Annotated in this window: 13 protein-coding genes; 7 read left to right on the top strand and 6 right to left on the bottom strand. The window is 59.8% G+C overall.

Features of this window, described 5'->3' with window-relative positions; genetic code table 11:
• The first annotated feature begins 27 nt into the window (after positions 1-27).
• The 6 genes from A6D6_RS06810 to A6D6_RS06785 all read left to right on the top strand — a co-directional run bounded on the left by A6D6_RS06810 (position 28) and on the right by A6D6_RS06785 (position 6,639).
• Positions 28-1,383: a solute carrier family 23 protein gene (locus A6D6_RS06810; protein WP_159660293.1), complete on the top strand. Its 1,356-nt coding sequence runs from the start codon at positions 28-30 to the stop codon at positions 1,381-1,383.
• A 94-nt stretch (positions 1,384-1,477) separates the two neighbouring features.
• Positions 1,478-2,656 (top strand): acetyl-CoA C-acetyltransferase, encoded by a 1,179-nt coding sequence (locus A6D6_RS06805; protein WP_133492079.1) that lies wholly within the window; start codon positions 1,478-1,480, stop codon positions 2,654-2,656.
• Between the two features lie 231 nt (positions 2,657-2,887).
• Positions 2,888-3,775 carry a LysR family transcriptional regulator gene (locus A6D6_RS06800; protein WP_133492080.1) on the top strand — a complete coding sequence of 296 codons (888 nt, stop codon included), beginning with the start codon at positions 2,888-2,890 and terminating at the stop codon, positions 3,773-3,775.
• A 94-nt stretch (positions 3,776-3,869) separates the two neighbouring features.
• Positions 3,870-4,649: an aldolase gene (locus A6D6_RS06795; protein ID WP_133492081.1), complete on the top strand. Its 780-nt coding sequence runs from the start codon at positions 3,870-3,872 to the stop codon at positions 4,647-4,649.
• A gap of 47 nt (positions 4,650-4,696) precedes the next feature.
• Positions 4,697-6,025: an MFS transporter gene (locus tag A6D6_RS06790; RefSeq protein WP_133492082.1), complete on the top strand. Its 1,329-nt coding sequence runs from the start codon at positions 4,697-4,699 to the stop codon at positions 6,023-6,025.
• The gene (locus A6D6_RS06785) at positions 6,022-6,639 is read left to right on the top strand and encodes a 2-hydroxychromene-2-carboxylate isomerase (protein WP_133492083.1); all 618 of its coding nucleotides are present in this window, start codon (positions 6,022-6,024) and stop codon (positions 6,637-6,639) included. The genes A6D6_RS06790 and A6D6_RS06785 overlap by 4 nt, the downstream gene beginning before the upstream one ends.
• Before the next feature lie 74 nt (positions 6,640-6,713).
• On the opposite strand, the gene A6D6_RS06780 is transcribed toward A6D6_RS06785, so the two are convergent.
• The 6 genes from A6D6_RS06780 to dctP form a co-directional block, all read right to left on the bottom strand.
• Positions 6,714-7,286 (bottom strand): hypothetical protein, encoded by a 573-nt coding sequence (locus tag A6D6_RS06780; RefSeq protein WP_133492084.1) that lies wholly within the window; start codon positions 7,284-7,286, stop codon positions 6,714-6,716.
• A 114-nt stretch (positions 7,287-7,400) separates the two neighbouring features.
• Positions 7,401-8,954, bottom strand: coding sequence for an acyl-CoA synthetase (locus A6D6_RS06775; RefSeq protein ID WP_133492085.1), 1,554 nt, complete (start codon positions 8,952-8,954; stop codon positions 7,401-7,403).
• Positions 8,955-8,976: 22 nt separating this feature from the next.
• Positions 8,977-10,311, bottom strand: coding sequence for a TRAP transporter large permease (locus A6D6_RS06770; protein ID WP_133492086.1), 1,335 nt, complete (start codon positions 10,309-10,311; stop codon positions 8,977-8,979).
• An 82-nt stretch (positions 10,312-10,393) separates the two neighbouring features.
• Positions 10,394-10,936 (bottom strand): TRAP transporter small permease, encoded by a 543-nt coding sequence (locus A6D6_RS06765; RefSeq protein ID WP_236564012.1) that lies wholly within the window; start codon positions 10,934-10,936, stop codon positions 10,394-10,396.
• A gap of 3 nt (positions 10,937-10,939) precedes the next feature.
• The gene (locus A6D6_RS06760) at positions 10,940-12,031 is read right to left on the bottom strand and encodes a TRAP transporter substrate-binding protein (protein WP_133492087.1); all 1,092 of its coding nucleotides are present in this window, start codon (positions 12,029-12,031) and stop codon (positions 10,940-10,942) included.
• Between the two features lie 176 nt (positions 12,032-12,207).
• The gene (gene dctP, locus A6D6_RS06755) at positions 12,208-13,299 is read right to left on the bottom strand and encodes a TRAP transporter substrate-binding protein DctP (RefSeq protein WP_159660292.1); all 1,092 of its coding nucleotides are present in this window, start codon (positions 13,297-13,299) and stop codon (positions 12,208-12,210) included.
• A 216-nt stretch (positions 13,300-13,515) separates the two neighbouring features.
• On the opposite strand from dctP, the gene A6D6_RS06750 reads away from it, so the two are divergent.
• The gene (locus A6D6_RS06750; RefSeq protein WP_133492089.1) at positions 13,516-14,262 is read left to right on the top strand and encodes a DUF4336 domain-containing protein; all 747 of its coding nucleotides are present in this window, start codon (positions 13,516-13,518) and stop codon (positions 14,260-14,262) included.
• Positions 14,263-14,305: the final 43 nt, after the last annotated feature.

Genomic DNA, 14,305 nt, shown 5'->3' with positions numbered 1-14,305 from the left:
GGCGCTCGCCAGTGGAGGAGAACGACAATGCAAATGTACCAACGTAAAGACGGCGAACAGCAACCATGCTGGCCGCTGGGACCCTTCCGCATCCGCTTACCGTTCGTTCATTACCGCTGGGAAATGGCGGAAATGATTCAGGCACTGATCATGTTCGTGGTCAGCCTGGCGATGATCCCGTTGCTGCAGAAACACCTGGGATTGCCTTATGACGTGGCGCTGGCCTATGTGGTGATCTGTGGTATCGGCTTCATGCTGCCGGCGCTGCTGGGCGTACCGCTGGTGCCGGGCTGGATCACGCCGGCAATCCCGGTGGTGGTGCTGTACCTCGGTCAGTTCGAGCCAGGGCCCGAGGCGATCCAGGGCCTGTTCGCCTTGCAATTCCTGGTGTTCCTGATCTTCCTGATCCTCGGTGTCACCCGCCTGGGCAGTACGCTGGTGCGCATCATTCCCAACTCGATGAAGGCGGGGATTATCATCGGCGCCGGCATCGCCGCTATTACCGGTGAAATCAGCGAGGGCGGTCGGGTCGCCAATACTCCGATTTCGCTAGTGGTGGGCGGGTTGATCTGCCTTTACTTCATGTTCTCGGCGTCGTTTCAGGAGTACGTGAAGCAGTTCCCGCTGGCGCGCAAGATCGTCAATTACGGCATGGTGCCAGGCATGCTGGTGGCCATCGGTGTGGGTATCGCGGTGGGCGAATACAAAATGCCGGAGCTGCAATGGGGGATCACTCGCCCGGCCTTCGACCAACTGTGGCGGTACCTGCCGTTCGTCCACGGTATTCCGGATGCCAAGGTGTTCCTGTACGCGGTGCCCACGGCGGTGATCGCTTACGTGATCGCTTTTGGCGACATCATCGTCGGGCAATCGCTGATGCAGCGGGCGGATGAATTGCGCAGTGACGAAGTGATCGAAATCGATCTGGACCGTGTTCATCTGGTGACCGCCCTCCGTAACGCGTTGCACGCTTTCTTCGCGCCCTATCCGGGGCTGGCCGGACCGTTGTGGACGGCGGTGGGGGCCACCATGGCCGAGCGCTATAAATATGGCCGGGACGCCATGGATTCGATCTACAGCGGCGCTGGCACCTTCTGGATCGCCGGTTTTCTGGCACTGTTCATGCTGCCACTGGTCAGTTTCTTCCAGCCGGTGCTGCCGATCGCACTGTCGCTGACGTTGATTCTGACTGGTTATATCTGCCTGATGGTGGGTTTCGAGCAGCTCAACAATAACCTGGAGCGGGGCATCGCCGGTACCATGGGTGTGGTGCTGGCGGTCTACGGCGCTGGTTGGGGACTGGCCGCCGGGGTCGTTCTCTACCTGGCGCTGGAGCGGCCGCGCTTACTGGGCGGCTGGAAGCAGGCCGGCGCCGCCGAGTGAGCAGGCCGGGACGCGCCGCCCCGATCAAGCTATCATGCGAGGCCAATTTTCATCATTCCGCCGGGCCCGGCCCGGCGTGACCGGGAGAGACATTATGCAAGACGTGGTCATCGTTGCCGCCACCCGCACCGCGGTCGGTGCTTTTCAGGGTTCCCTGGCCAATCTGCCCGCCACCGCTTTGGGTGAAGCGGTGGTGCGCAAACTGCTGGCGGATACCGGGGTGGCGCCGGACCGGATCAGCGAAGTGATCCTCGGCCAGGTGCTCACTGCTGGCGCCGGCCAGAACCCGGCGCGTCAGACCGCGATCAACGCCGGCCTGCCGCGGCAGGTGCCGGCGCTTACCATCAACAAGGTGTGCGGTTCCGGTCTCAAGGCGGTGCATTTGGGCAGCCAGGCAATCCGCTGCGGGGAAGCCGATATCATCATCGCCGGCGGCCAGGAAAACATGAGCCTGGCGCCTTATGTGCTGCCCAAGGCCCGCACTGGTCTGCGCATGGGCCACGCCTCGCTGGTGGATTCGATGATCCAGGACGGCCTGTGGGATGCCTTCAACGACTACCACATGGGCATCACCGCCGAGAATCTGGCGGAGAAATACGGTGTTACCCGGGAGGAGCAGGACGCCTTCGCCGCCGCCAGCCAGGCCAAGGCGCTGGCCGCCATCGAAAGCGGCCGCTTCAAGGATGAGATCACGCCGGTCACGATTCCCCAGCGCAAGGGGGACCCGAAGGTATTCGACACCGACGAGCAACCGCGCGCCGGCACCACCGCGGAGACCCTGGCCGGCTTGCGTCCGGCGTTCAAGAAGGACGGTACGGTGACCGCGGGTAATGCCTCCACACTGAATGACGGTGGTGCGGCGGTAATGCTGATGAGCGAAGCCCGCGCCAGGGAACTGGGGCTGCCGATCCTCGCGCGTCTGGCCGGGCAGGCCAGCGCTGGCGTGGACCCGGCGATCATGGGCATCGCCCCGGTGTCCGCCACCCGCCGTTGTCTGGAACGGGCCGGCTGGACTCTGGATCAGGTGGACTTGATCGAAGCCAATGAAGCGTTCGCCGCCCAGGCGCTGTCGGTGGGCAAGGAACTGGAGTGGGACGCGGAGAAGGTCAACGTGAATGGCGGCGCCATCGCTCTGGGACACCCGATCGGCGCGTCCGGCTGCCGTATCCTGGTCACTCTGCTGCATGAAATGCAGCGCCGCGACGTCAAACGCGGTCTCGCCACGCTGTGCATCGGTGGTGGTCAGGGCGTGGCCCTGGCGGTGGAACGCTGATCGAACGCGAGTGCGGTGGCGGCTATCGGCTACCGCACTCGACGCAAGGAATAATTGTCATTCCTTCCTTTTAACGTTAGCAAGCCTCTCGATTCCCTCCTCGCCCCGGTCAATGTTTTGTATATCCACAAAGCAGATCGGAGGCGAGGGCTCAATCATGGGGGATTGGCCTACACGTTCCCTTCTGACATAGACTCATCCTGGACTCCCAATACCTGTAATAGGAGATTCATGGATACCCCGGACCGGCAACTCCGCTGTTTCGTTCACATCGCGGAACTCAAGTCACTTTCCAAAGCCGCTGAAAAGCTAAATCGAACGCAGTCATGGATCAGTAAGGAGCTGGCGGCGTTGGAGACGGGCCTGGGAAAGTCCCTGTTCACTCGAACCGGCCGTGGTGTGGCGCTGACCGAAGCTGGCGAGAAGCTGTACGGAGTTCTCAAGCTGTCTTATCAACAAATCGATCAGGCCGTGGATGGCATTCGCCAAGAGCACGGCATCACGCGGGGCACCGTGCGCCTGGCAACGGTGCATACGTTGAGCTATTACTTCATGTCGGATGTGGTGGCGAGCTTTGTTAGCAAACACCCCAGTGTCAATTTGTCACTGCTGGGGCGGAGCTCACCCGAAGTCGTGGAGCTGGTGGAAAGCGGAAAAGCGGATTTGGGCTTCGTCTACGACTCCGTTGTGGCGTCCCGTTCCTTGAACTCCCAACCCTTATTCGATGATGACATGTGCTTGATCACTCATCAGAAGTCCGCCCTCGGTGTTGATGGCAGTATCAATCTGAATGATGTGGATCTCAGGCTTGTTGGCTTCCCGTCACATTATGCGCTTCGGCGTATGCTGCAAAGCGGGGGGCTGAAACCGGTATATGTGGCGGAAGCAGAGACTATTGACGCTATGTTGAAGCTGGTTTCGTCGGACGTCGGTGCTTGCATCCTTCCTGGGCGTATTCCGGATGCGCTGCTTGCTGATTACCAGCTTCGAAAAGTCCGGATAGTCAATCCTTTGCTGCGCCGAAAGGTCGTAGCTATCAGTCCGGTAAAACGATCATCCTTGCCTCTGGCGGAGGACCTTCTGCAATGTGCGTTACGCATATGCAGGCAATTGACATAAATCATGGAATAGCTGGTATGACTCTCACTCCATGGCTCTGAAAATATAGTCCTCCGATACTGACTCCTGATTATCAATGTACGAAGGAGTCAGCATGAATTCCTCCCTTAGAGAAAAATCCTATTTCGATCAGCGAGCGACGCAGGAAATGGAGCAGCATCTCCATGGCGTGGAGCGCGATGTTCGAGAAACCATGGCTTATGCTTGCCGCATCCTGGCGATGACCGAACAAGAAGCCGGTTTGGCGGGGCAGATAAGCGTTCGCTCGCAACGTCCAGGTGCATACTGGACACTCAGGTTCGGGCTTGGGTTCGATGAGGCCACTCCCGATGATTTCATAGAGGTCGATCGTGATCTACATACTCTGACGGGAGAGGGAATGGCGAATCCAGCCACCCGATTCCATCTTTGGGTCTACGATGCGCGGCCGGACGTCAACTCTATCGTTCATACCCATTCACCCTGGGCATCGGCCCTTGCCGCGGCGAGGCAGCCGTTGGTGATTTCACAGATGGATATGACGCCTTTGCACGATGACTGCGCCTTTTTGGCGGACTGGCCTGGCGTGCCCATCGCTGATCAGGAAGGGGTAATTATTTCCGAAGCCATCCAGGACAAGAAGGCGATTATCCTGGCCCATCACGGCTATTTAACCGCCGGCGTGTCCTGCGAAGAAGCGACTTACCTGTCCGTTTATCTGGAACGGGCCGCCAGAATGCAGGTCAGGGCGCGAGTATTCGGACCGCTGACTCCAGTGGACGACGAACTTGCCCGTGAAGCCCACGATTACCTACTCAAACCATCGATCGTCAACGCTACTTTTAACTACTGGGCCCGACAGACACACGGCATTCCTCCATTGCCGTCGAAATGAGCTCGGCACTCATTTGAAAACAACAACAACGTATAAAGGACACTAAAATGACTACGCATACGCCGGCGGCGGCTCGCACTCGCCGCCAATATATCACCGCCGGACTGGCCAGCATGATGGGAACAACCATTGAATGGTACGATTTTTTCCTCTATGGCACCGCGGCGGCTTTGATCTTCAATAAGATATTCTTTCCTGAATTTGATCCCCTCATGGGTACTTTAGCCGCGTTTGCCACCTACTCGGTGGGGTTCTTTGCCCGTCCTCTCGGTGGTTTGATATTCGGTCATTTTGGTGATCGGGTCGGGCGCAAATCCATGTTGCTCATTACACTGTTCCTGATGGGTATTCCCACTATTCTCATCGGTCTTATTCCCACCTATGAAGATATCGGCTATTGGGCCGCCGTCCTGTTGGTTCTGATGCGCTTCCTGCAAGGCATCGCCGTGGGAGGCGAGTGGGGCGGGGCCGTACTAATGGCGGTGGAATCCGCACCTCAGGGTAAGAAAGGGTTCTTCGGTAGCTTGCCCCAAGCCGGCGTTGCTCCTGGTCTGATCCTGTCATCGTTCGCCATGGGATTGGTTGCCACCCTGCCAGAAAGCGAGATGTTGAGTTGGGGATGGAGACTGCCATTCCTGGCTAGCGTCGTATTGCTTTTGATTGGGTGGTTCATCAGGGTGAAGGTAGCTGAATCGCCGGATTTCGAAAAAATGGAAGAGAAGGGCAACAAGGTGGACGTGCCGGCATTGGAAGTCCTGCGGCGCTACCCGAAGGAGGTCCTCGTTGTGGTGGGAGGACGCTTGGCGGAGGTTACCTGGTTCTACACGGTAGTTACCTTTGCGCTTACCTATGTTACCAGTACGCTGGGGTTGGAGCGCGGGATTATGTTGGATGCCACTATTTGGGGCGCCTTCGCGGCCTTGGTGTTCATTCCATTATTCGGGATGCTGGGGGATCGGGTAGGCTATAAATGGATCTTCATGGGAGGCTCTGTTGGAATAGCGCTTTTTTCGCCAGTGTTTTTTTCCCTGTTACAAACCCTGGAAGTGACTTACATCACGCTGGCCGTAGTGATCGCAATTGGTGGCGTGTATTCATCTCTGTACGGTCCCGAAGGCGGCTTGTTCTCCGCTCAATTTCCCGCGGAAGTGCGTTATAGCGGTATTTCCATTGCCGTTCAGGTGTCGGGGGCCATTGGCGGTGGGTTGGCTCCCATTATGGCGACGTCTTTACTTGGCCTTGGTGACGGTGACCCTCGTTATATTATTTGGTATCTGAGCGCACTCGGAGCCATCGCCGTAGTCTGCTCGTTCCTGATGCACGGTCCAGGGCGGTTTGTCATACCGGATCGTATAACGGAAGGAGTGGGTGCATGAAAGTCGAGGCCATCGATTACTACTTCTGGATGAACTCGGATTGGGCCTATCTTGGTGCGGATCGTCTGGAAGCTCTGGCAGAGCGGCAAAATATACGGGTGTTATACAAACCAGTTGATTTGCCCAATATTTATTATAGAACAGGAGGGCAGCTCCTGAGTGATCGTTCACCCGAGCGGCGGGCCTATCGTGTATTGGAATTAAAGCGGTGGTGTCGCAAGCTGAAAATATCGATTAACGCGCAACCTGCTTTCATGTGCCCGAACGCTGATCTGGCGTCTTGCATCGTTATTGCCGCCGACCGTCAGGGACTCCCGGTGGGACCACTGTATAAGTCGATTCTCCATGCACAGTGGTGCCAAGACCGGGATATCTCTTCGGAGCGGACATTGCTTGATATCTTGAATGAGAGGGGATTGGACGGTGGTCGTCTGATCTCTCTGGCCAGACAAAGCGATATTGCCGATGTGTATCGTTACTATACCGATGAAGCGGTGAGTGCCGGGGTATTTGGTTCTCCGTCTTACGTTTTTCAGGGAGAACTCTTTTGGGGACAAGATCGCCTGGAGATGCTGGAGGAGGCTGTGGAGGCGGCAATGGGAAGAAGTGAGTAGGAGTACAGTGCGCTAGCGGCGATGCCGCTAGCGCACCCGGTATCCTCTCCAGACAGGGAAAACAGCCGCGTTGCTTAGCGGGTCATGCCCTTGTAGGCCTGATAACGCGCCCCCTTTTCGTACTCTTTCACCCGCTCCCGCGCCAGAGCCTTGAAGCCGTCTGGCTCCCAGGTGTATTCCTTGCGGCCGTCGTCGCGGGGGATGCTCAGCGTTACCGGCTTGCCGGCGATCAGCGCCGCGCTGATGTCATGAGCGGCATCCACGCCTTTGAACGAATAGTGGGTGTGGCCTTCCAGGCAGTTTTCCGAAGAGGGAAATTCCTGACCATTCACCTTCATCAGACGGGACGGGTCGGGGGCTTTCAGGGTCATGGTCTTGCCGTCGCTCTGACCGCAGCTTTCCACGGGCGCATCGAATACGCCGAGGAACTGTTCGGTGCTGCCGATGACGGTTTCGAAGGTGAACACCATTTGCATCTCGCCGTCGGTGGACAGCGCCGCCACGGACAGGCGGTTGTCTTCCTCGGCCTGGGCCACGGTTTTCCAGGTGGTACCTTCGGCCTTGCCCAGGGGATACAGATCCCCGGCCAGGGCGGCCGGGCTGAACAGGGGGAGGGCAATCAGGGGGACGAGTACGCGTTTTTGCACGGGGCTCTCCTTTGCGCGTCAAAAACGCGCAAGTTTAGGCGGCGCGTGCGGCGTCTTCAAAGACACCCTCTGGAACGGTGACCTGCGTCTCAAATGAGCGGATGGCACCCGGTGTCAGCTTACCCGCCGTTGCCGGCCTTCCCAGAAGGGTTTGCGCAGCTCGTACTTGAGTATCTTGCCGGCGCCGGACATGGGCAGGGCATCACGGAACTCGATGCTCTTGGGGCATTTGTAGCCGGCGATCAGATCGCGGCAGTGAGCGTCGATGCGCTGCTCGTCCAGTTGCTGACCGGGGGCCGTCACCACCACCGCGTGCACGCGCTCCCCCCAGCGCTCATCGGGTACGCCGATCACCGCGCATTGGGCGACCTCAGGCAGTTTCAGCAGGGCGTTTTCCACCTCCGCGGAATAGACGTTCTCGCCGCCGGTGACGATCATGTCCTTGATCCGGTCGACCACGTAGATAAAGCCGTCGTCGTCCATGTAGCCGCCATCGCCGGTGTGCATCCAGCCGCTACGCAGGGCCTCGGCGGTTTGTTCCGGTTTGTTCCAGTAGCCTTCCATGACCATGGGGCCGCGCGCGATGATTTCGCCCACCTGGCCCGGCGGAACGTCGTTATCGTTTTCGTCAACGATGCGGACTTCCGCGTTGGGCAGCGGATAGCCGGCGGACTTCAGTTTGCCGGCGCGGCGTCCCTCGGCGGTGTGGTGCCAGCCGCTGAGGATCGAGATCACCGGCGACAGTTCGGTCATGCCGTAGCTCTGCGAGAATTCCGCGCCGGGCAGGACTTCCATGGCCCGCAGCAGCAGCGCCTCGTCCATGGGGGAGGCACCGTAGCGCAGGTACTTCAGCGCTGAAAGATCGCGCCGGGAGAAGTCCGGATGATCCAGCAACATGCGCAGCATGGTCGGTACCAGAAAGGTTTCTTCCACGCCTTCGCGCTCGATGGTGTCCAGCACCACCGCCGGATCGAAGCCCGGCAGAATTACATGGGTGCCCTGGCGCACCGCGATCTGCACCACCGAGGCCATGCCGGCCACATGAAACAGCGGCGAGGAGTACAGGGCCACCGGGTGATGGCTGCGCTGTACCGCCGCCATCTGCCCCAGAGTGCCGGAGTACAGATTGCGATGGCTGAGCATTACTCCCTTGGGCGCGCCGGTGGTACCGCCAGTGTAGAGAATGGCGGCCAGTTGTTGGTGGCTGGCGATCTGATCGTCCAGCTCGGGGGCATCGGCGATCCATCTCTCGTAGCCGATGAGGTCCCCCGGTGCATCGTCATCCAGATAGATCACTTCTTCCAGGGCTTCGGACAATTCCCCCAATTGCGGCACCATGCCGAGGAAGTGGCGGTCCACCAGCAATACCCGGGTACCGCAGTCGTCCAGGGAATAGGCGATTTCTCGCGGACTCCAGCGAATGTTCACCGGATTGATCACCGCGCCGCGCCACCAGCAGCCGTAAATGGTTTCCAGGTAACGGTCCGAGCCCAGGGCGAGAATGCCGACGCGGTCGCCGGGCGCCACGCCAAGACCCTGCAGAGCCCCGGCCACCCGGGCTACCCGCGGGACCCATTCGGCGTAGCTGTGGCGCCGACCATCGCAAACGGTGGCGGTGCGCTCGGGACATTGTTGCAGGGCCTTGTGCAGGGATTGCGTCAGGTACATGAGGGCTTTTCTCCAGGAACCGTTACATGAGGTTGGGCAGGAACGTGACCAGATCCGGGAACAGGATCAGGATGGCGACGGTGATGACGTCGAGGACGATGAACCAGGTTACCCCGTGGAAGATCTGGCCGAGGCTCACCGATTTGCCCACCACGCCTTTGATGATGAAGCAGTTGATCCCCACCGGCGGCGTGATCATGCCGATTTCCAGATACTTGATCATGATGATGCCGAACCAGATCAGGTCGTATTCCAGGCCTTTGATGATCGGGATCACCACCGGCAGCGTCAGCAGCATGATCTCGATGGAACCCATGAAGGTGCCGAGAAATACATAGAGCAACGTCAACGACAGCAGGATCACCACCGGTGGCAGATCCAGGTTGCCGGCCCAGGAGGTCAGCTCCGAGGCGATGCCGGTGAGGGCGGTGAAGGAGGTCACCATGTAGGCGCCGATCACCGCGGCGAACAGCATCGAGGTGGTCTTGAGGGTTTCATTCAGGGCGCTGCGGGTTTTTTCCCGGTCCAGACGGCGGGTGACGATACACATCAGGAACGCCACCGCGGCGCCCACCGCGCCTGCTTCCGAAGGGGTAAAAATACCGGTGTAGAGGCCGATCACGATCAGCGCGATCAGTGCCAGCATGTTCCAGCTTTTTTTCAGTGCCGCCATCTTCTCGGCCATGTCCACCTTGGGCACCGGTGGTGCCAGTTCCGGATTCATCTTCGAGCGGATCATGACGAAGCCGACATAAATACCGAGGGACAGAATGCCGGGAATGATACCGGCGATGAACAGTTTGGCGATGGACTGGTCGGTGAACACCGCGTAGAGAATCATCAGGATACTGGGCGGAATCAGTGAGCCGAGGGTGCCTGAGGCGGCCACCACGCCGGTGGCGAGCCGCTTGTCGTAACCGTGCTTGAGCATTTCCGGAATCGCCATGCGGCCCATGGCGGCGGCGGTGGCCAGGCTCGAACCACTGATCGCGGCGAACAGCGCGCAGCCCACCGAGGACGCCACGGCCAGGCCGCCGGGGACCCTTGCCAGCCACAGCCGGGCGGTCTGATAGATATCACGGGTGAAACCGGCTTCGGTGGCCAGGTAGCCCATCAACAGAAACATGGGAATGGTGGTGAAGGTGTATTCCGCGGTGGAGGAATAGGGCAGATCCGAGAGGAACTGATTGGCGGTACTCAACCCGCGTGCCAGATCGAATTCGCCGGTGCGTACCGCCATGACCAGCACCAGGCCGACATAGCCGGTGCTGACCAGAACCACGGCAATGGGAATGCGCAACAATAACAGGGCCACCATTACCACGGTGACCGCAATGCCGATCGTAACCGGATCCATCGGATCTCCTGTTGTTATCGTTCTTCAAGGGGATGGACGCCTGAAATACCGAGAGGACCTGTGCTATCCCGATACTGAAAAGTCAGGCGTCCTCGGACTCGCGCAAGGTGCGTTCCACCTCGGACTCCGGCGGTTCGCGGGTCCAGGGCATCAGCAGTTGAATCAGCATGCGCACGCACCACCAGATCAGGCCCAATGGAATCAGGGCGCGCACCGGCCACTCCGGTAAACCCAGCGTGCTGGCGTAGGCGATTTCTCCCCACTCATAGGATTCCCAGGCCTTGCCGGCGCTGAGCCAGGCCATCCAGGCGAACATGACGATGCCGATGATCAGCCCCAGCGAGACCAGGGTTTCCTGCAACCAGTGGGGCAGGTGATCGGTGAGCACGGTGACTTCGATATGGGCGCGAATGGACTGAACATAGCTCAGTGGCACGAACACGATCGCCACCATCAGCATTTCCGAAAGCAGCAGATCATCGGGGACCGGGCTGCGGAAAAAACTCCGCCCCACCACCGACACAAAGGTGATGCCGACCATGGCGGCGAGCAGTGCCTGGGACAGCCATACCAGGATCTGATCCACCCGGTCCATCACACGAACGGGCCACGGCATTCGAGACATGAATCAGTTCCCGGCGACTTTTTCGGATTGCCAGGGGTAGCCGTTGTCCGCCACTTCTTTCTGCACCGCGCGCAACTCGTTCTGGAAACTTTCGAAAATTTCCAGGGCACGGGGATCACGCTTCGCCAGTTTTTCCGCGTAGGCCCGTTCGACCGGTTCCAGGGCGGCTTGCCAGGCTTTTTGCTGTTCCTGGGTGAGGATATGGAATTCGGTGGGGAATTCTTTATTGGTGCGCATCATCTCGCGTGCATCCCCGGCTTCCTGAAGGCCGGCGCGGGCCATGCGGAGACGGTACTCACCGTTCAGATCGGCAAACACCTGCTGCTGTTCCGGCGTCAGGCTGTTCCAGGTGTTCAGATTCATGTTGACCACCACCATGGACTGGCCGATGCCGGTTTCCACCGCGTATTTCGCTACTTCGTGGTGTTTGTAGGGAGGCATCAGATAGGTGTAGGTCTGGGCGCCATTGATGGTGCCGCGATCCATGGCGGAATAGATATCGGCGAACGCCACTTGCACCGGTGTCACGTTCCAATCGGCTTGTTTGGCTGCCTGCACCGCTCTGGGCGTCATGCGGACCTTGTCGCCCTTGAAATCATCGGGTGTCAGATAGGGGCGGCTGGTGCTGGCGTTGACGCGCGGGCCGCTGGAATAGGCGATCAGATGCACCATGTTGTTTTTCTTCAGTTCCTCGGCCATCGCCGGGTTTTTTTCCAGAACACGGTGCCAGGCTTCGTTGGCGATATAGTTGTCGCCGGAGCCGATTTCGGTCTGTGACAGTGTCCACAGCGGGAAACGGGATTCCACGTATTCCGGATTCATCGGCGAGATATCGGCGAGCCCGGAACTGAGCGCCTGGGCGGAATCATGATATTTCACCAGGCTTTGCAGCCAGTGGACTTCAATCTCGATTTCGCCGTTGGTGCGTTCCTTGACCTCATTGGTCCACCAGCGCAGCACCTCGTTACTGGGGCGGTCGGTGGGAGGGGCCGGGGTGGCGTAATGGAGCGTGCGCGTTTCGGCGCCGGCCAGAACACTGGAGAGCGTGAGAGTAACGGCCGCGCCGGCGACCATCAGGTTTTTTTTCAGCGACATTTAACAGGGCCTCCACTATTACTATTCTTATTAATGGTTTGATCCATTACATCCGAGGCAGGGGCGGCCAGCGGGCCACCCTATTCGAATTTCAGTCTGTCGCTCCCCTGGTCGGGCAACAATGACCTATCGCGACAAAAGATTTGGCGTAAAGCACCAGTGCGACGGGCGCCGGTTCAGCGATCCGCCACCTCATTCCGTTCCCAGGGATAACCGTCCTCTCTTACCTCCGAGGCCACCTCCTTGAGGCGTTCCTGGAAGCGCTCGAATACTGATGCCGCCTGGGGTGAGCGCTTGCTGGTCCGTTCCGCGAAGGCGCGCTCCACTGGCAGGTACCCGGCTTCCCACTGAGCTTGCTGTTCGGCATCAAGAATGTGGTATTCGGTGGGGAACTCGCGGTTGTTCCGGATCATCTTCCGCGCCTGTTCCAGCTCTTCCAGGCCGGCTTCCGCCATCCGCACTTCCAGTTCCCGGTTCACTTCGCTGAACACCCGTTGCTGCTTCGGGGTCAGGCTGTTCCAGGTGTCGAGGTTCATGGCCTCCAGGATCATGGACTGGCCGTTACCGGTTTCGACGATGTGCGTGGCGACCTCGTGGTGTTTGAACAGCGGTACCAGATAAGCGGCGGACTGAGCGCCATTGAGAGTGCCGCGATCCATGGCGGAATAAATATCGGTAAAGGTCAGATTGATCGGCGTCACATCCCAATCCGCCCGCTGCGCGGCCTGAACGCTGCGAGGCGTCAGTCGCACACGGTCACCCTCGAAGTCCGCCGGCGTCAGATAAGGGCGGGTGTTGCTGATCAGGACCCGTGGTCCGGTGGAGTACACCGACATGAACGCCATGTTGTTACGCCGTAGTTCTTCCTGGAGAGCAGGGGTGTTCGCCATCATGCGCCGCCAGGCTTCGGCGGAAATGTAGTGGTCGCCCGGGCCGACTTCGGTTTGTGACAGCGCCCACAGCGGGAAACGGGCGGCGGTGTAATCCGGTGTCATCCCGGCGATATCCGCCAGGCCTGAACTGACAGCCTGGGCGGTATCCGGATACTTCACCAGACTCTGCATCCAGTGAATTTCGATTTCGATCTCGCCGTTGGTGCGTGCCTTGATCTGCTCCGCCCACCAGCGGCGGGCCTGGTTGTTGGGACGATCGGTGGGCGCCACGGCGGTGGCGTAATGCAGGGTCCTCGGCTCGGCCTGGACGGATGGGGAAAGACACCACAGTGACAGTATGGAAAGAACGCACAAAGCACGAGCGAACGGCGTCATGGCATGGCCTCCGGTATTGTTATTGTTCTGATCATTGCGGCTGTATGCCGGCGACGAACAGAGTATGTCGAGAGGCGGACGGCGAGGTTCCCGCTGCAGGCCGGCTTCCAGTCTGAAGGCGCGGGGCGTCGCCACAATGGCCGGCTGCGACAAAGCCATTGGCGAAAACGATCAGGCCCGGTACGGTGTGGCCTGGGCGAACAGAGGGCAACAGCCATGAGCACTGCGGGGGGAAACCGCGTTTACGCTCCTTTGAATCAGTTGAAACCGGTGGCGGATTCGGTCTGGATCGTCGACGGACCGCTGATCCGCTTCGGAGCACCGGGCGTGAAGATGCCGTTTCCGACACGCATGACGCTGGTGCGTTCGGCCGACGGCGGACTGTTCGTGCATTCGCCCACGGTCCTGACCGAGCCGTTACGGCGGCAGGTGCAGGCCCTCGGTGAGCCACGCTGGTTGATTGGTCCCAATCGCATTCACTATTGGTGGCTGCCGCAGTGGCAAGATGCTTTCCCCGCCGCCCGCACGTTCGTGGCGCGGGGAATCAAGGAGAGGGCCCGGGGGCGCATCGATTTCCCCGTGGAGGTACTGGACCGTGACGGGCCCTGGCCCTGGGATGATCTGCTGCGGACCCTGCCGGTGACCAGCCGCTACATGACCGAGGTGGTGTTCTTCCATCCGCACAGCCGCACCCTGATCCTCACCGACCTGATCGAAAACTTCGAAGCGGCGCGTCTGGCGCCGGCCCAGCGCTGGCTGGCTCGCCTGGGTGGCGTGCTGGACCCGGACGGCCAAATGCCCCGGGACATGCGACTCACCTTTCTTGGCCGCCGGGCGGGGTTGCGCGCCGCGGTGCGGACCATGCTCGACTGGGAGCCGGAACGGGTGATTCTGGCGCATGGCCGCTGGTACCAGGAGCGTGGTACGGAGGAGCTGCAGCGCTCGTTCCGCTGGCTGCTGTAGCGGGGCCGGTGGTTCGCCGATGGTGGAACAGCTCCGGTGCGGG

The sequence above is a fragment of the Alcanivorax xiamenensis genome (genome assembly GCF_009846745.1).
Taxonomy (GTDB): domain Bacteria; phylum Pseudomonadota; class Gammaproteobacteria; order Pseudomonadales; family Alcanivoracaceae; genus Alloalcanivorax; species Alloalcanivorax xiamenensis.
Note: the sequence above shows the minus strand (reverse complement) of the source record. Positions and strands in the feature narration are given on the sequence as shown.

Coding starts and splice junctions, on each gene's coding strand:
- A6D6_RS06790 (WP_133492082.1), top strand. CDS start 4,697: ATGACTACGCATACGCCGGCGGCGGCTCGCACTCGCCGCCAATATATC.
- A6D6_RS06760 (WP_133492087.1), bottom strand. CDS start 12,031: ATGTCGCTGAAAAAAAACCTGATGGTCGCCGGCGCGGCCGTTACTCTC.
- A6D6_RS06800 (WP_133492080.1), top strand. CDS start 2,888: ATGGATACCCCGGACCGGCAACTCCGCTGTTTCGTTCACATCGCGGAA.
- dctP (WP_159660292.1), bottom strand. CDS start 13,299: ATGACGCCGTTCGCTCGTGCTTTGTGCGTTCTTTCCATACTGTCACTG.
- A6D6_RS06750 (WP_133492089.1), top strand. CDS start 13,516: ATGAGCACTGCGGGGGGAAACCGCGTTTACGCTCCTTTGAATCAGTTG.
- A6D6_RS06795 (WP_133492081.1), top strand. CDS start 3,870: ATGAATTCCTCCCTTAGAGAAAAATCCTATTTCGATCAGCGAGCGACG.
- A6D6_RS06765 (WP_236564012.1), bottom strand. CDS start 10,936: ATGTCTCGAATGCCGTGGCCCGTTCGTGTGATGGACCGGGTGGATCAG.
- A6D6_RS06810 (WP_159660293.1), top strand. CDS start 28: ATGCAAATGTACCAACGTAAAGACGGCGAACAGCAACCATGCTGGCCG.
- A6D6_RS06770 (WP_133492086.1), bottom strand. CDS start 10,311: ATGGATCCGGTTACGATCGGCATTGCGGTCACCGTGGTAATGGTGGCC.
- A6D6_RS06805 (WP_133492079.1), top strand. CDS start 1,478: ATGCAAGACGTGGTCATCGTTGCCGCCACCCGCACCGCGGTCGGTGCT.
- A6D6_RS06785 (WP_133492083.1), top strand. CDS start 6,022: ATGAAAGTCGAGGCCATCGATTACTACTTCTGGATGAACTCGGATTGG.
- A6D6_RS06775 (WP_133492085.1), bottom strand. CDS start 8,954: ATGTACCTGACGCAATCCCTGCACAAGGCCCTGCAACAATGTCCCGAG.